Source organism: Embleya scabrispora DSM 41855 (assembly GCF_000372745.1).
In the GTDB taxonomy this organism is placed as follows: domain Bacteria; phylum Actinomycetota; class Actinomycetes; order Streptomycetales; family Streptomycetaceae; genus Embleya; species Embleya scabrispora.
Genome location: NZ_KB889651.1, coordinates 113329 through 136257, shown reverse-complemented (window position 1 = coordinate 136257; position 22929 = coordinate 113329). Strand labels below are relative to the sequence as shown.

At 72.5% G+C, this 22929-nt stretch carries 20 protein-coding genes and 1 pseudogene; 12 read left to right on the top strand and 9 right to left on the bottom strand.

Annotated elements, in window-relative coordinates:
- Positions 1 to 196 precede the first annotated feature (196 nt).
- The 4 genes from A3IC_RS0116040 (at position 197) to A3IC_RS54735 (ending at position 4456) form a co-directional block, all read left to right on the top strand.
- Positions 197 to 832, top strand: a complete 636-nt coding sequence (locus tag A3IC_RS0116040; protein WP_020551065.1) for a hypothetical protein — start codon at positions 197 to 199, stop codon at positions 830 to 832.
- Between the two features lie 89 nt (positions 833 to 921).
- Positions 922 to 1587, top strand: a complete 666-nt coding sequence (locus tag A3IC_RS0116035; protein ID WP_020551064.1) for a TetR family transcriptional regulator — start codon at positions 922 to 924, stop codon at positions 1585 to 1587.
- Positions 1588 to 1619: 32 nt separating this feature from the next.
- Positions 1620 to 3695 carry a HelD family protein gene (locus A3IC_RS0116030; RefSeq protein ID WP_020551063.1) on the top strand — a complete coding sequence of 692 codons (2076 nt, stop codon included), beginning with the start codon at positions 1620 to 1622 and terminating at the stop codon, positions 3693 to 3695.
- A 125-nt stretch (positions 3696 to 3820) separates the two neighbouring features.
- On the top strand, positions 3821 to 4456 hold the full coding sequence (locus tag A3IC_RS54735) for an SGNH/GDSL hydrolase family protein (RefSeq protein WP_020551062.1): 636 nt from the start codon (positions 3821 to 3823) through the stop codon (positions 4454 to 4456).
- A gap of 25 nt (positions 4457 to 4481) precedes the next feature.
- Here the strand turns inward: A3IC_RS54735 and A3IC_RS0116020 are convergent, their stop codons facing one another.
- The gene (locus A3IC_RS0116020; RefSeq protein WP_020551061.1) at positions 4482 to 5279 is read right to left on the bottom strand and encodes a maleylpyruvate isomerase family mycothiol-dependent enzyme; all 798 of its coding nucleotides are present in this window, start codon (positions 5277 to 5279) and stop codon (positions 4482 to 4484) included.
- Positions 5280 to 5498: 219 nt separating this feature from the next.
- On the opposite strand from A3IC_RS0116020, the gene A3IC_RS0116015 reads away from it, so the two are divergent.
- Together A3IC_RS0116015 and A3IC_RS0116010 are read left to right on the top strand one after the other, a co-directional pair.
- Positions 5499 to 5771, top strand: coding sequence for a type B 50S ribosomal protein L31 (locus tag A3IC_RS0116015; RefSeq protein ID WP_020551060.1), 273 nt, complete (start codon positions 5499 to 5501; stop codon positions 5769 to 5771).
- 190 nt (positions 5772 to 5961) lie between these two features.
- Positions 5962 to 6804 carry an SAM-dependent methyltransferase gene (locus tag A3IC_RS0116010; protein ID WP_020551059.1) on the top strand — a complete coding sequence of 281 codons (843 nt, stop codon included), beginning with the start codon at positions 5962 to 5964 and terminating at the stop codon, positions 6802 to 6804.
- A gap of 33 nt (positions 6805 to 6837) precedes the next feature.
- Here the strand turns inward: A3IC_RS0116010 and A3IC_RS0116005 are convergent, their stop codons facing one another.
- Positions 6838 to 7734, bottom strand: coding sequence for a Gfo/Idh/MocA family protein (locus tag A3IC_RS0116005; protein WP_026218321.1), 897 nt, complete (start codon positions 7732 to 7734; stop codon positions 6838 to 6840).
- A gap of 160 nt (positions 7735 to 7894) precedes the next feature.
- Here A3IC_RS0116005 and A3IC_RS0116000 point away from each other — a divergent pair, with 160 nt between their 5' ends.
- Entirely contained in the window at positions 7895 to 8929 is a 1035-nt protein-coding gene (locus tag A3IC_RS0116000; RefSeq protein ID WP_026218320.1) for an LLM class flavin-dependent oxidoreductase, read from the top strand.
- A 187-nt stretch (positions 8930 to 9116) separates the two neighbouring features.
- Positions 9117 to 9911 (top strand): SDR family NAD(P)-dependent oxidoreductase, encoded by a 795-nt coding sequence (locus tag A3IC_RS0115995; protein ID WP_020551056.1) that lies wholly within the window; start codon positions 9117 to 9119, stop codon positions 9909 to 9911.
- A 118-nt stretch (positions 9912 to 10029) separates the two neighbouring features.
- On the opposite strand, the gene A3IC_RS0115990 is transcribed toward A3IC_RS0115995, so the two are convergent.
- From A3IC_RS0115990 to A3IC_RS0115975, 4 genes are all read right to left on the bottom strand, one after another.
- On the bottom strand, positions 10030 to 11553 hold the full coding sequence (locus tag A3IC_RS0115990; protein WP_020551055.1) for an MFS transporter: 1524 nt from the start codon (positions 11551 to 11553) through the stop codon (positions 10030 to 10032).
- Positions 11554 to 11724: 171 nt separating this feature from the next.
- On the bottom strand, positions 11725 to 12417 hold the full coding sequence (locus tag A3IC_RS0115985) for a TetR/AcrR family transcriptional regulator (RefSeq protein WP_020551054.1): 693 nt from the start codon (positions 12415 to 12417) through the stop codon (positions 11725 to 11727).
- A 198-nt stretch (positions 12418 to 12615) separates the two neighbouring features.
- The gene (locus A3IC_RS0115980; protein WP_020551053.1) at positions 12616 to 13605 is read right to left on the bottom strand and encodes an aldo/keto reductase; all 990 of its coding nucleotides are present in this window, start codon (positions 13603 to 13605) and stop codon (positions 12616 to 12618) included.
- 307 nt (positions 13606 to 13912) lie between these two features.
- Positions 13913 to 15340, bottom strand: coding sequence for an aminotransferase-like domain-containing protein (locus A3IC_RS0115975; RefSeq protein WP_020551052.1), 1428 nt, complete (start codon positions 15338 to 15340; stop codon positions 13913 to 13915).
- 119 nt (positions 15341 to 15459) lie between these two features.
- Between A3IC_RS0115975 and A3IC_RS0115970 the strand changes: the two genes are divergently transcribed.
- The 3 genes and pseudogenes from A3IC_RS0115970 (at position 15460) to A3IC_RS0115960 (ending at position 18252) form a co-directional block, all read left to right on the top strand.
- Positions 15460 to 16326, top strand: a complete 867-nt coding sequence (locus A3IC_RS0115970) for an SCO6745 family protein (protein ID WP_026218319.1) — start codon at positions 15460 to 15462, stop codon at positions 16324 to 16326.
- 18 nt (positions 16327 to 16344) lie between these two features.
- A pseudogene (locus tag A3IC_RS54730) lies at positions 16345 to 16656 on the top strand (enoyl-CoA hydratase-related protein); the annotation flags it as partial.
- A gap of 357 nt (positions 16657 to 17013) precedes the next feature.
- Positions 17014 to 18252 (top strand): glycoside hydrolase family 18 protein, encoded by a 1239-nt coding sequence (locus A3IC_RS0115960; RefSeq protein ID WP_158695966.1) that lies wholly within the window; start codon positions 17014 to 17016, stop codon positions 18250 to 18252.
- 220 nt (positions 18253 to 18472) lie between these two features.
- On the opposite strand, the gene A3IC_RS0115955 is transcribed toward A3IC_RS0115960, so the two are convergent.
- Positions 18473 to 19060 carry a TetR/AcrR family transcriptional regulator C-terminal domain-containing protein gene (locus A3IC_RS0115955; protein WP_020551048.1) on the bottom strand — a complete coding sequence of 196 codons (588 nt, stop codon included), beginning with the start codon at positions 19058 to 19060 and terminating at the stop codon, positions 18473 to 18475.
- Positions 19061 to 19395: 335 nt separating this feature from the next.
- Here A3IC_RS0115955 and A3IC_RS0115945 point away from each other — a divergent pair, with 335 nt between their 5' ends.
- Positions 19396 to 20802: an MFS transporter gene (locus tag A3IC_RS0115945; RefSeq protein ID WP_020551046.1), complete on the top strand. Its 1407-nt coding sequence runs from the start codon at positions 19396 to 19398 to the stop codon at positions 20800 to 20802.
- Between the two features lie 65 nt (positions 20803 to 20867).
- Here the strand turns inward: A3IC_RS0115945 and A3IC_RS0115940 are convergent, their stop codons facing one another.
- Both A3IC_RS0115940 and A3IC_RS0115935 read right to left on the bottom strand, forming a co-directional pair.
- The gene (locus tag A3IC_RS0115940; protein ID WP_040876689.1) at positions 20868 to 22094 is read right to left on the bottom strand and encodes a YncE family protein; all 1227 of its coding nucleotides are present in this window, start codon (positions 22092 to 22094) and stop codon (positions 20868 to 20870) included.
- Positions 22094 to 22924 (bottom strand): polysaccharide deacetylase family protein, encoded by an 831-nt coding sequence (locus A3IC_RS0115935; RefSeq protein ID WP_020551043.1) that lies wholly within the window; start codon positions 22922 to 22924, stop codon positions 22094 to 22096. Before A3IC_RS0115935 ends, A3IC_RS0115940 begins: the two co-directional genes overlap by 1 nt.
- Between the last annotated feature and the right edge of the window lie 5 nt (positions 22925 to 22929).

Here is a 22929-nt window from a genome sequence, read left to right as displayed (position 1 = left end):
GGCCTTCACGCAGTGCGAGTTCGATGTTCGGCCGCCCCGCCGGGTACCCTCGTGGTCGTCTGATGTTCGCCCGGTCGATCCTGCGGGGGCATCCCGGGATCAGGCACCGTGGAGGGGCGACGGCCGGCGACGTGCTCGCATGATCGGACGGGTCCGTCCGCGACCGACGGCCATCCCAGCGAATCAGGACACCGCGATGACCCCGACCACGCTCGCAGGGCCCGCTCCCGCCGGGCGCACCGACCACCACACGTTCATCGCGATCGAGGGGCCGCCCGGCGCGGGCGGCGCCGCGCTCGCCGATACCCTCGGCGCCGCGCTCGGCTGCACGCCGATCGCCGGGCGTGCCGAATCGATCCGCCTCGACGCCCGCGCCGGATACGGCCTCGGCCTGGCCGGGTTGCTCCGGGCCGACGCGCTGGTCAGGCGACAGCGCTCGGCGGGGCCGGTGATCGTGCACACCTGGGCGGCCGGCGTGGCCGCCGACGGTGCGGTGATCTACCGTGCCGACGGGAGCAGGCTCAGCGCCCAGGTCGCCGAGTACCGGGCCGTGCTGGAGGAGCCGACGGTCACGGTCCACCTGACCGCCTCGGCCCGTACGCTGCGCGACCGACTGTCCGCGCAGCAGGTGCTCTCCGCCGACGACCGGGGCTGGCTGACCCGCCGTGGCGCGCTGGAGCGCATCGCGGAGGCGCATGTCGCGCTCGCTCTCGAAGCCGACCCTCGGCACGCGATCGTGGTGGACATCGACGGATGCGGATCGCGGTCGGTGGCGGACGTGGTGATCGCGGGACTCCAGGCGCGCGAGATCGGCGTCGTGGACGCCGCGTAACCACCCCGCCGTCGATCCCGCGGTCCGCCGTATGCGATCGCCGGACGGGCCGGACCGTACTCGTCCCCGCTCGGCGTAGGGTGCCCCGCATGAGCGGTGAGATGGGGTTGCGCGAGCGCAAGCGGCTGCGGATGGCGGCGACGATCTCCGATGTCGCGATCGGGTTGTTCCTGGCGAGGGGCTTCGATGCGGTGTCGGTCGCCGAGATCGCGGACGCCGCGGAGGTCTCCAAGCCGACGCTGTTCCGGTACTTCCCGACCAAGGAGGACCTGGTGCTGCACCGGTTCGCCGACCACCAGGACGAGGCCGGCCGGGTGGTGGCCGGGCGGCCGGCGGGCGTTTCGGCGCTGGCGGCGCTGCGCCTGCACTTCCTGGCCGGATTGGATCGGCACGATCCGGTGACCGGGCTCAGCGACCATCCGCAGGTACTGGCCTTCCACGGGCTGCTGTACGGGACCCCGAGCCTGGTGGCCCGGTTGTACGCGTACACCGAACGTTCGGAGCAGGCGCTGGCCGACGCGCTGGGCGCCGCGGCTTCGGACGTGGACGCGGACGTGGACGCGGACGGGATGCAGGCGCGGTTGGCGGCCGGGCAGATCATCGCGGTGCAGCGGATCCTGGCCCGGGAGAATTGGCGGCGGATCGCGGCGGGCGAACGCGCGGCGGCCCTGCATCCGGTGGCGCGGGCGACGGCGGAGCGGGCTTTCGATCGGCTGGCCGAGGGACTGACCCGATACGCGACCATTACTCGGTAACATTTTTAACCGAGTTGCACTATCCTTTCGGTATGACGCCACTCGATGCCGAACTCGATCGGGAGCGCGCCTACCACGAGGTCTGCCGCGAGGCGATGGCCGCGATGGTCGCGGGCGCCGCCGAACACGTGCTCACCGGCGCCGACGTCTCCGCCTCCGGCGCGGACGCCGAAGCGCTCGGCTACACGCTGCGCAGCCGCGCCCGGGAGATGGACGAACTCCCGGACACCCCACTGTTCTTCGGCCGCCTGGACTTCGTCGGGACGGAGGCCGCCGGTGAGCACCGAGGCGGCTGCTATCACATCGGTCGGCGCCGGATCGGCACCGATCCGGCCGTCCCGCCGCTCGTGGTCGACTGGCGCGCGCCGATCTCCCGGGCCTTCTACCGAGCCAGTGCCCGCGACCCGCAGGGTGTCGCGATCCGCCGCCGGTTCGGTTGGGCACCGTGGAGCACCGGCGCCGCCGAGGACCTGACCAGCCTGGAGGACGAGCACCTCGCCGCGCATCCCGAGCCGAACGCGGCCGATGCCGGCGGCGCCGGGGCGATCCTGGCAAGCGAGATCGGCCGGCCCCGGGTCGGCCCGATGCGCGACATCGTCGCCACCATCCAGCCCGAACAGGACGACCTGGTCCGCCGCGACCCGAGCGCCTCGATCTGCGTACAGGGCGCTCCGGGCACCGGCAAGACAGCCGTCGGCCTGCACCGCGCGGCCTACCTCCTCTACACCTACCCGCAGCGCGTCCAACGCGCCGGCCTGCTGATCGTCGGCCCCAACCGGGCCTTCCTGCGCTACATCTCCGAGGTGCTGCCCGCCCTGGGCGAGACCGGCATCCGGCAGGCCACCATCGACGACGAGGTCGGCCGGCACCCGGTCGGCGCCCGGGACGAACCCGCCGCCGAGGTGGTCAAGCACGATCCCCGGATGGCGACCGTGCTGCGCCGCGCGCTCTACGCCCGGGTCGTCGCCCCGAAGGAACCGGTCGCCGTACCCGACGGCTCCTATCGGCGCCGGATCGCCCTGGACGAACTGACCCGGATCGTCGACGGGGTGCGTGCCGAGGACGCCCCCTACCAGGTCGGCAGGGAGCGGATCCGGGCCCGCGCGGTGGCCCTGCTGCAACGCCAGGCCGAGCGCAACTCCGGTCCGCCGACCGGAGATTGGCTGCGCCGGATGGGCCGCTCGAAGGCCGTCGGCGGGTTCGTCGACCATTGTTGGCCCAGGGTGCACCCCGAGCAGGTCCTCGCCGAGCTGCTCGGCGACTCGCAGGTACTGGCCGCCGCGGCCGACGGCATCCTCACCGCCGACGAACAGCGGGCGATCCGATGGACCCGGCCACCGCGCTCGTGGCGGAGCGCCCGCTGGACGGCCGCCGACCTGGTCCTGCTCGACGAGGTCGGCGGCCTGATCGAGCGGCCGCCGACCTATGGCCACGTGGTGGTCGACGAGGCCCAGGACCTGTCCCCGATGCAGTGCCGCGCGCTGGCCAGGCGGATCGGCTCCGGCTCGGTGACCGTGCTCGGCGACCTGGCCCAGGGCACCACGCCCTGGTCCGCCCGCACCTGGCCCGAGTTGCTTGCCCACCTGGGCCGACCCGAGGCGGAGGTGGCGCCGCTGACCGTCGGCTTCCGGGTGCCCGCGGTGATCGTCGCGCTGGCGAACCGGCTGCTCGCCGGGCTGGACGTGGACGTACCCGCGGCCCGGTCGTTGCGCGAGGACGGCGAGCTGACCATCCGCGAGGTGGCCGACCCGGTCGCCGCGACGGTCGAGGCGGTGCGCGCCGCGCTGGGCCGACCCGGCTCGATCGGGGTGATCGCGGACGGCGCGCGGACGCAGGCGCTGGGTGCCGCGCTCGCCGACGCCGACGTCGCGACCACGACGGCGGACGCACCGGACCCGACCGGCGCCGTACGGGTGACCGTACTGCCGGCGACGCTGGCCAAGGGGCTGGAGTACGACCACGTGGTGGTGGTCGAGCCGGCCGCGATCGTGGCCGCCGAGGCACGCGGGGCGGGCCGCCTGTACGTGGTGCTGACCAGAGCGGTGTCCCGGTTGCACATCCTGCACAACCGGCCGCTGCCGGCGCTGCTGCGCGAAGCGCTGAAGTGACGGACGGCGCCCGATCGAGCACCACCCGTTCGCGGTAGCCGAGCAGGCGGCGTCGGCGCGGCGAATCTACCGTGTGGACAGGACCGCTGCCCGGACACGGCCGGTGGATCGACCCGGGAGGCACGATGACGGGCGCGAGACACGAGGTCCCGGTGATGATCGCCGGCGACTCGATCGGTCACGTCGGCAGCGGCGACCGGACCTGGCGCTATCGCCTGTGGCGACACCTGCGCGCGCACGACGTGCGGCTCGACATGGTCGGGTCCAAGGACCCGCTCGGCGACATCGAGGCCGAGGTGGCCGAGCACCAACCCGACTACCTGCTGATCCTGCTCGGGGTCGACGACCTGCGGCCGACCGTCGAACCGGCTCGGTTCGACGCGGACCTGCGCGCGTTCATCGGCGACGCCCGCCGGGCGAATCCGCGCCTGCGGATCGTGCTCGGTCATGTGTTGCCCACCCATCAGGCGGGCCCGGACCCGGAGTTCGCCGCCCGTGCCGCGGGCTTCAACGCCCGCATCGACGCCATCGCGGCCGACCTGAGCACCGACGAGTCGCCGATCGTGGTGGCCACCACCGACGCCGAATTCGTCGCGGCCGACCACACCGGGGACGGCCTGCACCCCAACCCGGCCGGCGAGTACCGCATCGCGGCGGCCTTCGCGGACGTCCTCGCCGACCGCTTCCATCTCGGCGTGCACTACCCGCGCCCGTTCCCGAGAGTCTCGGGCGCCTCCACGGATACGACGACGACGGATTGACGACCGGCGCCGGGCCGGTTCGGGCCTACACGGACGGGACCAGGGCCAGGTAGCGGTCGACGGTGTCGTGGTCGCCGGTGATCGCCAGTCGGTCCGCCGGGATGCGGCCCCACAGGAAGAGTGCCAAGTCGGATGCCGTACCGGCCAGTTCGACGCCGCCCGGCTCGTCGGCCGGACCCAAGCGGACCTCGTCGCCGAAGAACCGCACCGTCCAGTCGCCCGGGCCGTCGGTCCGGCGGAACCGCAGGTGTTCGCCGGATCCGGGCGGCGCCTGCCGCCGGTCGCGCCGGGCCGGGACCATCACGGTGAAGTGCTGGGCGACCGCGTCCGCAGCCAACTCGGCGTGCATCGGCGCGGCGCTGCCGACCGTGTGCTCGGCGTCCCACCGATGCAGAGCGGCCTCGATGGTCTGCATGCGCAGCCAGAAGCCGACGCTCTGCTCGGCGGACCAGGTCCAGACCGCTCGCGCGGCCGGCGTGCGCCCGAACGCGTCGGCCAACTCGCTCGCCCCGGCGGCGAACCAGTCGACCAGCCCGGACGGCAACGGGCCCGGGGTGGGGGTGGGGCCGCCCGGGAGGGGCCAGCCGGTGCGGTCCTCGGGCAGTGCGTAGATGTCGATGTCGGTGACGGGCGGCGGCTCGGTGAGTCCGGCCACGACGACCCGGGTCACGAATCGGTGCACGCCGCCGAGATGCACCACCAGATCGGACATCGTCCACTCCGGGCAGGACGGCACGACGGGCGCCTCGGCGGCGTTCAGGCTCCGCCGCGCGGCGGCCTCGAACGCACGAACCTCGCGGCGGAAATGGCTGATGTGGTCCATGGATCGATTATTGGGCCCCGCCGGGGCCGGGCGGGCGCGGCGGCCGATTCGGCGTGGGCGAAACCGGGACGCGCGGCACCGCCGGCGGCACCGCGGGCGGGTACACCTTTCGGCTCACCGCCCTCGCGGGGTGCCCGATTGTTCGCGAGGCTGTCGGAAGAACCCGGGCGCGTCGCGCGTTGGCCCGATGGCACGCCGGAACGCAACAAAGGAGCGACCATGCAGCAGGACAAGCACCCGTCGTACGGCCCGGTCGTCTTCCGGGACAGGTCCGCCGGATACGCCTTCCTCACCAAGTCCACGGCGGTCAGCGAACAGACCATCGAGTGGGACGACGGCAACACCTATCCGGTGATCGACGTCGAAATCTCCTCGGAGAGCCATCCGTTCTACACCGGCAATGCCCGCCCGGTGGATCCCGAGGGAGAGATCGCCAAGTTCGAGCGCCGCTACGGCGATCGGGGCGGCGACGGTCGAGCCGACCGGAGCTGACCTCGGCCACCGTCGTTGGGGCACGCCGCGCCCGCAACCGACGTCCGCCCACAGCACGGGAGTTGGCCGGGACCGCGCGATTCGAAACGCTGCGAAAGGCCGCTGCCCCGGGCAACAAAACCGAGTCGAGCACCAATAGGCTTACCACCAACGGGAACCGATGATCACTCAACCCACGGTTGGAGCCTTCATGGCAGACGACTCGCAAACGGCGGGCAACGCTCCGGTCGAGCCGGACGACTGGCGACCGGTCGGCATCGACATCTCCACGCCCAGCATCGCCCGAGTCTACGACGCGGTGCTCGGCGGCAAGGACAACTACCCGGTGGACCGCGCGATAGCCGAGGCGTCGCTGGCGATCGTCCCGGAGATCGGCGATGTCGGCCGGTACAACCGGGCGATACTCGGGCGCGGCGTTCGGTACATGGCCGAGCAGGGCATCCGGCAGTTCCTCGACCTGGGTTCCGGCCTGCCCACCGTGCAGAACACCCACCAGGTGGCCCAGGAGCACTCGCCCGAGGCCCGCGTGGTCTACGTGGACAAGGACCCGATCGTGCTCGCGCACGGCCGGGCGCTGCTCGCGGAGAACGACCGGACCACGGTGGTCACCGCCGATCTGCGCGAGCCGGCCGAGATCCTGAACCACCCGGACGTGCGCGCGCTGATCGACTTCGATCAGCCGGTCGGGCTGATGCTGGTGGGCGTCGTGCACCACCTCAACGACGACGAGGGCCCGGAGCAGATCGTCGAGGCGTACAAGAAGGCGCTGCCGCCCGGCAGTTTCCTCTTCCTCACCCACTTCTGCGCGTCCAGCCCGGATGCGGTCGCGCTGGAGAAGGCGCTGCTCACCGACCTGGGTTCGGGGCGCTTCCGCACGATCGAGGAGATCTCCGCGTACTTCGACGGCCTGGAACTGGTCGCGCCGGGCGTGGTGTTCCTGCCGCAGTGGCAGCCGGAGGAGCCGGTCGAGGAGCCGCTGACGGTCGGTCAGAAGCTGATGGCCGGCGGCATCGCCAAGAAGCCGACGGCCTGACCCACCGCATGTGATCGTCGCGGCGCGCGGGGTTCAGCGTGCCGCGGCGAGTTGTTGTTCGGCGCGGGCGATGATCTCCTGGAGATACAGCCCGCGGCGGACGTCGCACACGTGCTCGCCGCCGTCGCGCACCAGGCTCGCGAACTCCGCGCGCAGCACCGCGAACGCGGCCCCGTCGATCGCGGTGGACAGGTCGAGCGCGGCGTTCCCGGCCGAGCCGTACAGCTCCACGTCGTAGCGGTGGCCGGCCTCGGCGGCGCAGCACAGCACGAGTTGGGACACCGCGCCGCCGGCGTGCACCAACTGCACCGCCGTCCAGCCGGCACCGGGTGAATCGGCCCGCATGTCCACGATGTCGCCCAGCGCGACGCTCATCAGGTCGAACGCGTGCGGCCCCACGTCGAGAAGCGCCCCGCGGGTCTGCCGCCACGGCGACGCCGCGAACGGGCCTTCGAGGAACGCGTCGGTGACGCAGGCCAGTCGGCCGCCGCGCCAGACCGTCTCGGCACTCGCCAGGTGGGCCAGGAAATCCCGTACCCGCGGCGCGTATCGGGCGCTCAACGCGACCATCGAACCGACGCCGGCCGCGCCGATCACGTCGGCCAACCGGCGGGCGGTCTCCACGTCGCCCGCGATCGGCTTCTCCAGCAGCACCGCCTTGCCCGCCCGGGCCGCGCGTTCGGCGAGCGCGGGCTGCGCCTCGGGGGCGATCGCGAAGACCACCGCCTCGCATCGGTCGAGCAACTCCTCGAATCGGGCACACGCCTGGGCCCCGTAGGGCTCCGCGAGTTCCCGGGCCGCCTCCGGACGGCGTGCCCACACTGCGGCGAGCCGGGTCTCCGGACCGGTCGCGAACACCGGTGCGTGCACCTGACTCGCCCACGGACCGGCCCCGACCAATCCCACCGCGACCCGCTCGACCATCGTCATCGCCTCCGCCACCCACACCGCCGACCCCGCCGAGCGAGCGTACCGGCGAGCCGAGCCCACCCGATCACGCCACGCACGTACGCGGCCCCGGCTCCCGAGCCGTTCGTTGGCGCGGCATGCCCCTGGGAAGCTCGCGAGCACGCTGCTAGCTTCCGGCCGCATGAAATTCTCCATGTCGCTGCCCGTGCTACGCGAGCCCGGTCACGCGCAGCCGTACCACCGGACGTTCGCGCTCGCCCGGATCGCCGAGGAGGCGGGATTCCACACCGCCACCGTCGGCCACCACCACTTCATGCCGGGCAACATGAGCGACCCGCTCACGCTGCTCGCCGCCGTCGCCGCGCGGACCGAGACGCTGCGGGTGGGCACCGGCATCTTCCAGCTCCCGGTGCACCATCCCGTGCGGGTCGCCGAACAGGTCGCCACGATCGACGAGATCTCCGGCGGCCGGGTCACCCTCGGCGTCGGACTGGGCTGGTGGCCGCTGGAGTACACCGCGCACGGATCCGACTTCCGCACCCGGGGCGCGCGGATGGAGGAGGCGCTGGAGATCCTGCGCTTGCTCTGGAGCCGGGAGAACGTCGGCTATCGGGGCCGCTTCCACACCTTCCCCGAACTGACCGTGCACCCGCGCCCGGTCCAGGAGAACATCCCGCTGTGGGTGGCGGGTGTCGCCGACGCCGCCGTCGAGCGCGCCGCGCGGCTGGGCGATGCGTGGTTGTGCGGCCCGGTGCAGTCGTTGGCCAGGGCCCGATCCTGTCTGGCGGTCTACCGGGCGGCCTGCGCGACGCATGCCAGGCGTCCGGACTGGGTGTTGCGCCGCTACGCGTGGCTGGGCAAGGACCGCCGCACGGTCGCCGAGGACGTGTTGCCCGCTTATGTCGGCGGCCTGCTCGAACACTGGCGCGAGTCGGCCGAGGACGCCGGCGAGCGGGACCTGTTCCGCCGTCTGGACGCGGGCGAGCACGTACCCGCCGAGGAGATCGCGCACGACCGTCTGCTGTGGGGCGGTCCCGAGGACGTGATCGCCCAGATCACCCGCTACCGGGACCTCACCGACAGCGATCACGTGCACGCCGCGTTCGGCGCGGGTCTGCCCGCGGGCACGAGCCCGGTGTCCACGCGCGGATCCTTCGACGAACTGGCTTCGATGATTCGACTGTTCGGTGCCGAGGTGATCCCGGCGTTCCGCTGAAACGGACGGTCGGCGGCGGAATCCGATCGACGGCCCGTCGGGCCACGGCACGGAACGCGATGCGATGCGATGTGACGCGCACGGGTGAAACCGCTCGTACGGGTCGGCCCGTCGACGGCCGGAATCGGGTCGCTCGGATGATCTACTGGACGCCGCAGAGTGCTTGTTCGGACGAAGGGTTCGCAGCGTGCTGATCGATCTCGCCGGGAAGTCCGCGCTGGTCACCGGGTCGACCCAGGGCATCGGGGCCGCGATCGCGGTGGGGCTGGCCCGCGCCGGGGCCCGGGTCGCGGTGAACGGGCGCACCCGGGAATCCGTCGACGCCGCGCTGGAGCGCATGCGCGGCGAACTGCCGCGGGCGCACTTCCTCGCGGCCCCCGGCGACATCGCCGCCGACGAGGGGGCCGAGCGGGTGTGGGCGGCGGTACCGCACGTGGACATCCTGGTGAACAACCTCGGCATCTTCGGTACCCGGCCCGCGCTGGAGATCGACGACGCCGAGTGGCGGCGGTACTTCGAGGTGAACGTGCTCACCGCGGTGCGGATGATCCGCGCCTATCTGCCCGGGATGCGCGAACGCGGCTGGGGGCGGATCCAGAACATCGCGAGCGACTCGGCGGTGGTCACCCCGGCGGAGATGATCCAGTACGGCGTGTCCAAGACGGCGTTGCTCGCGGTCTCGCGCGGCTTCGCCAAGGAGGCGGCGGGCAGCGGGGTGACGGTCAACTCGGTGCTCGCCGGGCCCACCCATACCGGCGGAGTCGAGGACTTCGTCTACGAGTTGGTGGACCCCTCGCTCCCGTGGGCGCAGGCGCAGCGCGAGTTCATGCGGCTGCACCGACCACAGTCGCTGATCCAGCGGTTGATCGAACCCGAGGAGATCGCCCACATGGTGGTGTACCTCAGTTCGACATTCGCCTCGGCGACCACGGGCGGCGCGGTGCGGGTGGACGGCGGATACGTGGACGCGATCCTGCCCTGAGCGGCGGGCGGTCCGCTGTCGTCGGGCCCGGCGCACCGATCCGGATCGCCCGGGCGCGCATACGACGCAGGCCCCACCGCCGATGGCGATGGGGCCTGCGCCCGGGGTACTGCCGCGATCAGTGCACGAGAACCGGAATCGGCACCTCGTCCGCGTCCGCGTCCTTGTCGTTCGAGGCGACCACCGTGCTGTCGCCGTGCCCGACGGTGATGAAGGTGAAGGCGATCGCCGAGGCCAGGGCCAGGATGCCGACCGCCCACCAGATCGCGGTGGCGTAGCCGTGCACGACGGCCTGGACGCGCAGTTGTTCGGCGCCCGCCGAGGTCGCCGCGTGCGAGGCCACGTAGGCGGTGGTCGCGCTTGCCGCGATGGTGTTCAGCAGCGCGGTGCCGATCGCGCCGCCGACCTGCTGCGAAGTGTTGACCATCGCCGAGGCGACGCCCGCGTCCCGCGGCTGGACACCGTGGGTGGCCAGGCTCATCGCCGGCATGAACGCGGTGCCCATGCCCAGGCCGAGCAGGATCTGCGCGGGCAGGATCAGCGCGACGTAGGAGCTGCCGACCTCGATTTGAGTGAGCATCAACATGCCGATTCCGGCGGTCAGGAAGCCCGGACCCATCAGCAACCTGGCCGGGACCCGAGTCATCAGCCGGGCGCCGATCTGGGTCGAGCCGGTGATCATGCCCGCGATCATCGGCAGGAACGCCAGGCCGGTCATCACCGGCGAGAAGTCCTTGACGATCTGGAGGTAGTAGGTGAGGAACAGGAACATGCCGAACATCGCGATGATGGCCAGGCCCAGCGAGAGGTAGATGCCGGCCCGGTTGCGCTCGGCGATCACCCGCAGCGGCAGCAGCGGGGCCTTGACCCGGCTCTCCACGAAGACGAACGACGCGAGCAGGACGGCCGCGGCGACGAACAGACCCAGCGTGCTGCCCGAGGTCCAACCGTGGCTCTCGGCACGGGTGAACGCGTAGACCAGGGTGCCCAGGCCGACCGAGGACAGCACCACTCCGGGGATGTCCAACGGCGAGCGGTTGCGGGTACCGGCGGGCTCGCGGATGACCAGGACGGCACCGGCCGCGGCGGCCGCGGCGAACGGGATGTTGACGAAGAAGGTCCAGCGCCAGTTCATGTACTCGGTGAGCACGCCGCCCAGGATCAGGCCGACCGCGCCGCCGCCACCGGCGATCGCGCCGAAGATGCCGAACGCCTTGGCGCGTTCCTTGGCGTCGGTGAACATCACCGCGAGCAGGGACAGCGCCGACGGGGCGAGCAGTGCGCCGAACGCGCCCTGGAGCGCGCGGGCGCCGAGCAGCATGCCGGTGCTCGCGGCTATGCCGCCGAGCGCGGAGGCGGCGGCGAAGCCGACCAGGCCGACGATGAAGGTCCGGCGTCGACCCCACAGGTCGGCGATTCGGCCGCCGAAGAGCAGCAGCCCGCCGAACGCGAGGGCGTATGCGGTGATCACCCATTGCCGGTTGCCGTCCGAGATGCCCAGGTCGGTCTGGGCGGACGGCAGCGCGATGTTCACGATGGTGCCGTCGAGGACGACCATCAACTGGGCGATGGCGATGAAAACGAGCGCTTTCCAGCGCCTGGAATCGGGCTCGGTGGTCTTGGGCGGGGCGGTTGCAGACATGGGGGTACTCACTTCGGGGGGTGTGTTGCGACGGCGGGCGTCGCGGGACGGACGGTGCGCCCTCGCCCGCGCGGAAGTGGCAAGGCGACGGTGAAGTGTTGTGGGTGGTGCGCGATCACGCGGCTACGCGAGGCCGCGAAAGCTCGGAGAATCGGAAGTCGGTGGGGCGCGTCAGCGCCCGCAAGGCTGCCCCTCGGGCTCGTCGGCCAGGTGTTCCAGGTCCCGCATCGCCACGGCGGAGCCGGACAGCGCGGTGGGTTCGGGCGTGCCCAGACCGTCGAGCAGCACGTCGAGGTGACGGTGCACAAAGCGGTCGTTCACCATGCAGCCGCCCATCCCGGGCAGCGGTCGGGTGAGCTGGGTGATCGCCATCAGCAGATCACCCGAGCCGACGTCGGCGCGCAGCCGGCCCTCGATGCGAGAACGCTCCATCAGCGTCTCGACCAAGTGCTCCAGCCGCGTCCGGGCGGCGATCAGCTCGGGGTGTTGCTTGTCCACGGTCGCGGACACGAGCGTGCACAGCGCCCCGATCCGCTCCTTCGTCGCGCCGTGGGCGAAGCGCCGCAGAGCCGCGAAGGCCTCCGACTCCTCGGCCAGGGCCAGCTCGCCCTGCTCGGTGATCCTCTCCAGAACGGAGAGGATCACCCGGTGTGCGAGCTCGCCGCGGTCGGCGAAGTGGCGGTACAGGGTCGCGTTGCCGACGCCGGCGCGGCGTGCGACCTCGTCGAACGGCACCTCGGCGCCGTGCTCGACGAACATCTCACGTGCCGCGGCGATGATCCGCTCACGATTGCGCCGGGCGTCCGCACGAAGTCGCGGACCGCGGTCCTCGGCGACGTCGGTGACGGCGACGGTGTTGCCCATGATCCGGCTCCTTCCTGTCGGTACCCGGTCGATAACCGGGGAGAGATTCCCCGATTGTGATTCGCTCGGTTAAACGGACAGGAAGTCCCCGGATATTTCGATCGGCCATGTGACCTGGGTCACATTACCGACCGGGGCCCTTCCGGTGGTCCGCCGGCGACCCGCGACGGGTCTCCCGGCGGCCCTGTCACAGGGCTCCTACCAGGCAAAAGACTCCGGCGCGGGTCCCGGGCCGGGGAAGATGCGGTCGAGTTCGGCGAGTGTCTCCGGGCTCAGTTCGACGCTCAGCGCGCGCAGTGCCGAGTGCAATTGCTCTCGCGTGCGCGGTCCCACGATCGGCCCGGTCACTCCGGGACGGGTGAGCAGCCAGGCCAGGGCGACCTCGCCGGGCGGCGTGCCGAGTTTGCCGCACAGGTCCTCGTACGCCTGGATCTGCTCGCGCCGCTCGGCCACCTCGGCCGCCGCCCGGTCGCCGGCGGAGCGGTGCCGGCCGCCCGTGCGCTCCTTCTCCAGCACCCCGCCCAGCACTCCGCCGTGCAGCGGCGACCACGGGATGACCCCGAGGCCGTATGCCTGTGCGGCCGGCAGCACCTCGGCCTCGGCGGCCCGCTGGGCCAGGTTGTACAGGCACTGCTCGCTGACCAGGCCCAGCGAGGATCGGCGGGCGGCCGCCTCCTCGGCCTGGGCGATGTGCCAGCCGGCGAAGTTCGACGAGCCGACGTAGAGCACCTTGCCCTGCGCGACCAGCAGGTCCATCGCCTGCCAGATCTCCTCCCACGGCACCCGGCGGTCGATGTGGTGCATCTGGTAGATGTCGATGTGGTCGGTGCCCAGGCGACGCAGGCTGTCCTCGCAGGCCCTGCGGATGTGCCGGGCGCCGAGTCCGCCGGAATTGGGCCAGTCGCCCCAACTGCCGTAGACCTTCGTGGCCAGCACGACCCGCTCGCGGCGATCGCCGCGGCCCAGCCAGCGGCCGACCAGTTCCTCGGTGTCGCCCCGGGTGCCGGCGCCGGTCACCTGGGAGCGCCCGTACACGTCGGCGGTGTCGAAGAGGTTGACCCCGGCGTCGAGCGCGGCGTCCATGATCTCGCCGCTGTCGTGTTCGTCGGTGGCGGGGCCGAAGTTCATCGTGCCGAGCACCAGGCGGGCGACGGTCAGGCCGGTGCGACCCAGCTGGGTGTACGGCATCTCGGGGGCAATGGCGGAGGAGGAAGAGGTCATGTCCTTGTCGCTGCCCGGCCCCGAGCGCCGGGAACCCACGGAAGGGGAGGGGTTCGCCGCTCGGTGCGGTGCGAGGGGCCGGTGGCGCACGGGCACGGGCCGGGTTCGCCGCTCGGTCGGTGACCGGGTGACCGGGCGACCGGGCGACTGGGTGACTCGCCGGTTGGTGGCCCGGTGACTCGGCGGTCCGGTGGTTCCGGTCGCCGGGCGGCTTGGTTGCCCGGTGGCTCGATCGCTCGGGGTGATGTGGTTCGCTGCCCGCCGCGGCGTCCCGTCAGCGGCTCGCCGCCAGTCGGCGGGTGTGTTCCTCCCAGGCGGCGGTGAGGCGGTCGACGGCGGATTCGAGCGTGGCCGGCGACTCGGCGAAGGACATGCGCACGCCGCGCCGATGCCGGCCGTCCACGCACGCGGCGGTGCCCGGCACGACCAGTACGCCGTAACGCGCGGCCAGGTGCACGAATGTGGTGCTGTCCGCGACCGGCAGGTCGGCCCACAACGACAGACCGGCCCGCGGCGGTTCCACCCGCCAGGCCGGCAACTGCCGGGCCAACAGCTCCAGCAGCAGGTCGCGTCGCTCGGTCAGGGCCCGGCGCAGCCCGTCCTGCCAGGGTGCGTCGGCGGCGTCGAGCAGCCGGGTCGCGAGCACCTGCGTGGGCACGCTCGCCGCCGGCGCGCCGACCCCGGAGGTCTGCGCCAGGTATCCGCGCAGCGAACCGGGCGCCCGCAGCCACCCCACCCGCAGACCGGCCCAGAACATCTTGGACAACGACCCGATCGTGATCACCGCGTCGTCCGCGGCGGCGGCCGGCGGCACGGGCCGGGCGCGCACCGGCCCCAGGTCCAGTCCGGCCTGGGTCAAGTCCTCCACCAGCACCGCGTTCCGCGAGCGCCGCACCGCGAGCAGGCTGCGACGGCGGAGCTCGGCGGACGGAGCCCCGGTCGGGTCGTGGGCGGCGGAGGCGGTCAGGATCACCGGCGCGTGCAGGCGGGCGGCGGCCCGGTCGACGGCGGCCACGTCCAGGCCCAGGGCGTCCACGCCGACCCCGATCGGCCGGCCGCCGGCCGCCGTCACGGCCGCGCCCAGGCCCGGTGGGCCCGGGCAGCCGGTGAGTACCGCCCGTCCCGGTGACACCAGCGCCGCGAACACCAGGGCCAGCGCGTGTCGGGCGCCCGCGGTGACGATCAACTGGTCGGGCGTGGTCGGCAATCCCAGGTGCACGGTGAGATGGTCGGCCAGCGCGGCGCGCAGCTCGGGCAGACCGTTCGGAGGCAGGCCGTGGTCATCGCTTCGGGAAAATGCGAACGAGCCGTCGACAGGCGGCAGATGTCCGGTGCCGGCGGGCACCGACAGGGACAGGTCGAGCACGTCCGCGTCGGCGACCAGGCGCCGCCGGACCGGGGCCGCGACCGGTGTGGGCGGATGCGTCCATCCCGGTCGTGGGCGGACGAAGGTGCCCGCACCCTGGCGCCGCTCCACCAGACCGGCCTCGGCGAGCGTCTCGTAGCCGCGCACCACGGTGCCGCGACCGACCCGCAAGGCGTCCGCCAACGGGCGTTCGGCGGGCAACTTCGCGCCCGGGTCGGTGAGTCCGCGCTCGATCGCCTCGGCCAGGGCCTCGGCGATCCGTCGGTGCCGCGGCCCGGTTCGCGCCTGCCAATCGTCCAGCGCGATTCGTACCCACCAGCCCAGATCCTGGTCCATTCGTTCAGATTGGCACTGTCTCGGCGGTGGGACAACGGGCACGCTGGTCGGCGGGCGGACCCGGACGGTCGGTTGCCGGTCCCGCCCGCGAACCCGTCGTCCGGCGAAAGGTGCCCGCCGTGTCATCCGCCCCCGCTCCCACCCTGGCCAGACGGTTCTGGGAGGCGATCGAACCCGTCCACGCCGTCGTGTACTTCGCGCCCGAGCCGATCGAGGCGGCTCGTGCGCTCGGCCTGATCGGCTGGTGGATGGGCTACTTCGCCGGCCGCCTCGCCCCGCTCGGCGCGGTGCGCGTACCCGAGGCGAACGCGCTGTGCTTCGCCTTCGCGCCGAGTCGGGTGGCCCGCGTGCTGCCCGACGCGTGGACCTGCACCACGCCGGAGAAAGTGCTGGACACCCGGCTCGGCGCCGTCGAGGCGGCGCTCACCCGCACCCTGCCGGCCGTCGGCGAACGACACCTGGGCCGCTTGGCCGACCTGCTGGAACACGCCGTGGAGGGCTGCGGCTACGAGGGACGCGCGCTCGCCGCCGCGTGGTCGGGTGTGCCGCGTCCGGACGGCGTGGTCGGGCGACTGTGGCCGGCGAGTACGGTGCTGCGCGAACATCGCGGCGACGGCCACGTGATCGCGGTCGCGCACGCCGGACTGACCGGGCTGGAGGCGGGCCTGACCCACGCCGCGACCGGCAACGTCGCACGCGAACTGCTGCAGAGCACCCGAGGCTGGACCGACGCGCAATGGGAACAGGCCCGGCGCCGACTGGTCGCCAAGGGCCTGCTGGACCGCGACACCCGACTCACCAAGAGCGGCGGGGCGCTGCGCCGGGAGCTGGAACACGCCACCGACCGACTCGCCGCCGACCCCGTCACCCGACTCGGCGAGGACGGGGTCGAGGAGGCCGTCCGACTGGCCGCGCCGCTGAGCCGACATCTGGTGGACAGCGGCCTGATCCCGGTACCCAACCCGATCGGAGCGCCCCGACCGTGACCTCGCCGACCGCGGCACGTCGGCCGCGGGCACGGCCTGGAGTTGATCCTCACCGGCGAGCCGATCGACGCGGCCCGCGCGGCCGAACTCGGCCTGGTCGACCGGGTGGTGCCCGCGGCCGACCTGACGGCGGAGGCCGCCGCACCGGCCGGGCGCATCATCCGGCGTCCGGCGAGCGCGGTGTCGGCCCGTCCGGCGGCGGTCACGCGCGGGGTCGACCTGCCGAGCGACGAGGGCTTGGCGGTGGAGGCGCCCCGGTTCGCGGTCACCGTGCCGATCGAGGGCGTCGCGGTCGGGCTGGAACGGTTCCGTACCCGAACGCGTCCGTAGTGGGCGGGAGTCGGTCTCGACCCCCGACCGCGGCCCCGCCCGCCGACTCGAATCTTGTTCGTGGTCGTGCGCGGCGGCCCGTCGGTCGCGAGAGAGCGGTTTGCCGGCCGTGACCCGGGGGGTCTGCCAGGACAGGGGGGCGGCCGGCCACGACACAGGGGGACGATCCATATCGCTATCGCCGAGCCCGGGCGCACTGCCCGGGAGAGCACCGCGCGAGGTGCGGGAGGGGACGGGGCCGGCGGAACCGGGGTTTCGGACGTCGGTACACGTGGGGTGGAGGCCGGCGAGGTCGGGGGTCGAGCGGAAGGCGCCGCGGCGGCTGCGCCCGTCTCGGGCGGCGCCTCGGGTGCGGTGGTGCGCGGGGCCGGAACTCGCGAGGTGGGCGTCCGCGACGTGGTGGACTCCGACGGGGGCGGTCCGGGCCCGGGGGCCATCGATGCGGACGCGGACGCGGACGCCGATGCCGATGCCGATGTGGACGCGGACCCCGACGGCGACGGCGCCGAGCGCGAGGAGTCCGGCGGGCCGTCCGACGTGCCGCCGCCGCGCCGGGGCCGGCTGCGTCGCCGGTGGCGGTCGTGGAGTCGGTGGCGGCGGGTCACCGTGATCGTGCTGCTCCTGGTGAGCCTGCCGCTGGTGCCGATCGGCGCGGCCGCGCTCGCGCTGCGCCTGGAGTACGCGGGCGATCCGTCGGATCAGGCCCGCAGCCGCGGCCGGGACGCGATCTGGTTGGGCCACGCGTGGGTGGACGGGCGCAAGGGAGCGGCCGAACTGGCCGTGTTGGCACAGCGGTTACGCGATACCGGCATCCACGACCTGTACGTGCACGCCGGTCCCCTGGAGCACGACGGCACGCTGCCGGCCACGGCCCACCCCGGGGCGCGGCAACTGGTCGAGGCGGTGCACCGCGAACTGCCGGGCGTACGGGTGCAGGCATGGCTCGGCGACATCGTCTCGCACGGTGGGCCCGGGCTGAACCTGGACCGCCCCCGGGTGCGCGAGGCGATCACCGCGTCGGCCGCGCAGGTTCTGGACGCCGGCTTCGAGGGTGTGCACTTCGACCTGGAACCGGTGTGGTCCGGTGACGAGGACTTCCTGACGCTGCTCACCGCCACCCACGAACTGACCCGTGCGCGCGGCGTGCCCCTCTCGGTCGCCGCCGCCCAGATCGACCCGCTGCCGTCCCTGCACAATGTCTTCCAGACGTTGCGCGACCACCCCAAATGGTGGTCGCAGCGATACTTCGGCCAGGTCGCGCGGCGGGTCGAGCAGATCGCGGTGATGTCCTACGACACCGCGATGCCGCTGGAATCGCTGTACGGCGGCTACGTCGCCGAGCAGACCGCACTCGCCCTGGAGGCGACGCCGGCCCGGGTCGACCTGCTGATGGGCCTGCCCGCCTACTACGCGAACACGTGGGGCCATCGCGGCTCGGCCGAGACGGTGGCGGCGGCGGTGCGCGGCGTACGCCTCGGTCTGACCCGAACCGACCTGCGCCGACCGGGCTTCGGCGTCGCGCTGTACGTCGACTTCACCGCGACCGACACGGACTGGGCTTCCTACCGCCGCGATTGGTGCCGCCTGGACCGTTGAGCCGGGTCCGGCCGTCCCTCCCGGCATCGAGCACGGCGGGCGAAGCCACCGGCGCCGGGAGCGGATCGTCGGCGGGCACGCCACCGCCGTACGGCCGACACCGAACGCGGCCTCCGGATGCCGCCGGCACCCTGTTCCGGCCCCGCCCAGGCGAAACGGCCGGGTCCGCTCGCGGACCCGGCCGTTCGCCGCCTGCCCGGCCGGTGACGCCCCGGCACTGTCAGTCGGTGTCCGAAGACGTGGTGATGCCGTCGAGGACGTAGTGCAGGCCCGTGGTGAAGGTGGTGTCCCAGTCGTTTTGGAGCATGTAGTCGTTGGCGCTGAGGGTGGGGTAGCGGTCGCTCAGGTCGTGTAGCCGGCGTTGGGCGGCCTCGCGGTCCTCGGTGGAGAGGGTGAAGCCGGCTCGGGCCACGGTTGCGCCCATGAGGTGGTTGTAGAGCGCCCAGGTGGCGGAGTTCAGCCGACGGCCGGTGAAGCCTGCCCGGACCAGGGTCGCCTGGAGGAACTCCATCCGGGCGAGCAGGTTCGGACCCAGGGTCGGTCGCTGGAGCAGCGCGGCGGACCACGGGTGGCGCAGCATGGTCGCCCGCCAGTCCAGGAGCAGGGCGAGGATGTCGGCCCGCCATGCGTCGGGCTCCGGGGATGCCGCCGGTACCGGGGTCTCGGCGAAGATCGCGTCGAGCGCGAGGTCGACCACGTCGATCTTGGTGTCGACGTGCCAGTAGAGCGTGGTGACGCCCGAGCCCAGCCGCTCGGCCAGCCGCCGCATGGTCAGCCCGTCGATGCCCTCCGCGTCGAGGAGGGCCACCGCCTCGCCGACGATGCGCGCCCGGGTCAGTGGGGGTTCCTCGCGCGCCGCCCGGGATTCGCGCAGCCAGACGCTTTGCGCGCCCCCCGCGGCCTGGCCCTTGGCGTTGCCCTGCTTGCCCTTGATGGCCCAACCTCCTTGCTCTTTCCGTGACGGCGAGCCTAGTATCCTGGCCGTGTCGAACGTTGTACCAGTACCGGTACGTTGTACTAGAGAGGCGTGGGTGAGCCGTGCATCAGCGTGAGTACGAGCAGGAACACGAGCAGGAACACCGACGTGAGCGGGATCGTGCCGAAGAGGCGGTCGGGCGTCGGCACGAGCAGCGGTGGTGGGCCTTGGCCGTGATCACCCTCGCCCAGCTGATGATCGTTCTGGACGGCACCATCGTGAATATCGCGTTGCCCTCGATGCAGCACGATCTGCACCTGTCGGACGCCGACCGGCAGTGGGCGATCATCGCCTATGTGTTGGCGTTCGGCGGATTATTGCTGCTCGGCGGCCGGGTCAGCGGGCTGCTCGGGCACCGGCGGACGTTTCGGATCGGTCTGATCGGGTTCGCCGCGGCCTCCGCGCTGGGCGGCGCGGCCGACGGTGCGGCGACCCTGTTCGGTGCCCGCGCGCTGCAAGGGGTGTTCGCGGCGGCGATGGCGCCGGCCGCCATGTCGTTGCTGACCCTGACCTTCACCGACCCGCGCGATCGCGGCAAGGCGTTCGGGGTGTTCGGCGCGATGGGCGCCGCCGGTTCGGGGGTCGGGCTGCTCGCGGGCGGGCTGCTCACCGAGTACCTGGACTGGCGCTGGTGCCTGTGGGTCAACGTGCCCATCGCCGGACTCGCCCTGCTGGGTCTGCCGTTCGTGTACCGCGACCGTCCCTCGGCGGGGCCCGGCCGGCTGGACCTGCCGGGGGCACTGTTGAGCGTGGCCGGCCTCGCGGCCCTGGTCTACGGCTTCAATCGCACCGAACCGCGCGGCTGGGACGACCCGTTGGTGCTCACCCTGGTGCCGGGCGGAGTGCTGTTGCTCGGTCTGTTCGTGCTCGTGGAGACCCGGGTGAGTCATCCGCTGCTGCCGATGCGGGTGGTTCTGGACCGCGTCCGCGGCGGCGCTTACCTGACCAGTGCGCTGATGCTGGCCGCGCTGTTCGGCTGCTTCTTGTTCCTGAGCTACTACGCGCAGACGGTCCTGGGGTATTCACCCGTCCGGGCCGGGCTGATCATCATGGTCCTGGTCGCGGGCTCGTTGGTGGGCTCGATCCTGATCGCGGGCAGGCTGCTCGCCCGGGTGACGGCCCGGACGCTGATGGTGCCCGGACTGCTCGCCATGGCCGCCGGGTTGCTGCTCCTGTCCCGGCTGACGGCGGACAGCGCGCATGTGCTGATGCTGTATCTGGTGCCCGCGCAGATCCTGATCGGCCTGGGCTTGGGCGTCGTGCTCACCACGACGACCAGCCTGGCCACGGCGGGAGTGGGCGCGGTCGACGCCGGGACCGCCGCGGCGACCTTCAACGCCGGACAACAGGTGGGCGGCGCACTCGGCACCGCGCTGTTCAACACCGTCGCCACCAGCGTCACCGCGACCTGGCTGCGCACCCACGAGGGTGGTCGGGACGAGGTCACGGCGGGCACCGTACACGGGTTCGGCGTGGCCCTGTTGGTGGCCACCGGCATCATGCTCGGCGCGACGGTGGTCGCGGCCGTGCTGATCGATTCGCGCCCGACCCGCGACGCGCCCCCGGCGTACTGAGCGGCCACCGGCAACGAGCGGGCGGCGGGAGCACCTGCCCCGCCGCCCGCCCCGGGGCCCGACGGTCAGCGGAAGACGCCGGTGTGGCCGAGCGAGTACCGGCCCGGCTGCGGATACACGCACAGCCCGTGCGGGCCGACGCCGACCGGGATGCGGGCGAGCAGGTGCCCGTCGGCGGTGTCGATCGCGTACACCTCGGCGTCGTAGCGGCCGCTGAGCCACAGCACCTTGCCGTCGGAGGAGACCCCGCCCATGTCCGGGCTGCCGCCGCCGGGCAGGTGCCACTTGGCGGTCAGCGCGCCGGTGGCGAAGTCCAGGACCGAGATCGAGCCCTCGCCCCGGTTGGAGATGTACAGGCTCTTGGAGTCGCGGCTCGGGTACAGGCCGTGCGCGCCCTTGCCGGTGCGCAGCTTGGTCGGCTTGCCGAACCTGTCGCCGTCGAGCACCCAGATGCCGTCGGACATCATGTCGGCGATGTACCAGGTACGGCCGTCCGGGGAGATCTTGACGTCCTGCGGCATCGAGCCGGACTGCGGGATCTTCTGCTTGGCCAGCACCTTCATCTCGGCGGTGTCCACCTTGAGCAGCTCACCGGAGAACTCGCAGGAGACGATGAAGTACCTGCCGTCGGGCGAGAAGTCCGCGTGGTTGACGCCCGCGCAGTCGCTGGGCACGGCCTTGACCACGGCCATCGTGTGTGCGTCGCGAAAGACCAACTGGCGGTCCATCGAGGCCATCACGATCGCGTACTTGCCGTCCGGGGTGAAGTAGAGGTTGTACGGATCGTCCACCGGGACCGGCGTGCCGGCCTTGCCGGTGGCCGGGTCGAGCGGGGTCAGCGAGTCGCCCAGGTCGTTGTTCACCCACAGCGTCTTCAGGTCCCAGGACGGCACCACGTGCTGCGGCTGGTGGCCGACCTCGATCGTCTCGATCACCGTGTAGGTGGTCGGGTCGATCACGCTGACCGTGTTCGAGTCGGTGTTGGGCACGTACACCCGGTTCGGGAAGTCCTTGACCGCGTCCGAGAACATGCCGGGGCGGTCGGCGGCGTACAGATCGTGCGGGTCCAGCGGCGGCGGCATGCCGGGCAGGAGATTCGCGATCTCCACCGCCGGCACCGCGGCCGGTACGGGCGCGGACTGGACGGGGGCGATCGAGGACGTGTTCGGGGAGGGCTTCGCCGTGTTGTCCGTGGAGGACGCGCACGCGGCGGACGCCACCAGGCAGCAGGCCGCCACGAACAGCGCGACCGGGCCGGGACGGCGACGGGAGGGGGAGGGGTGAGTGGTCATCAGGTGACGAGCTCCGACATCGTGACCGCCCGCAGTCCGCGGGTCCGTAGGCCATCGAGGATTGCGGGCATCGCGGCTACGGTGCCCGGGTGTCCGAGGTGCAGGCTGACCACCGAGCCCGGCCGAACCCCGGTCAGCACGGTACGGCTGACGGCGGCGGCGCCGGGATCGGTGAAATCGAGGGAGTCCAGGTCGAAACCCAGGCAGTGCGCGTATCCGGCGCGGCGGGCCTGGGCGACGACGGTGGGCGTGCAGTTCTTGGCCCGCGAGGGCCGAAACCAGCGTCCGATCGAGCCGGTGAGGCGCTTGAGCCGGTCGGCGCAGTCGGTGATCTCGGCGTAGGTGCGATCGGCGGACATCGAGGTCATGTCGCCGTGATGCATGGTGTGGTTGCCCAGTTCGTGGCCGCCGTCCAGGACCCGGCGTGCCATCTGCGGCTGTTCGTCGAGCCAGGTCCCCACCGCGAGGACCGTTCCGCGCGTCCCGGCCGCCTCCATCAGGCCCAGCAGCGAGCCGGCGACCTCCGGACTTCCCTGACCGTGGAAGGTCAGCGCCACCCGGGGCCGGTCGGGTGGCCCGGAAGTGACCTGGAACGGCAGATCGGTGGGCAGCGGCGGCGGTTTGGGACCGCTGCCGACCCGGCCCGAGGCATCGGGAGCGCCGAGCCGGGCGGCCGGCGCTCCGCCGGTGCCGATCGGCTTCGCCGTGGGCGCGGACATGAACACGTGCGGGGAATCCTCGCCACACGCGCTCGCGGCCGCACCGGCCGCGCCCAGCGCGGCGGCCCGGCCGAGCTGCCGCAGCACGCTGCGGCGATCCAGAGGCGTCACCCTGG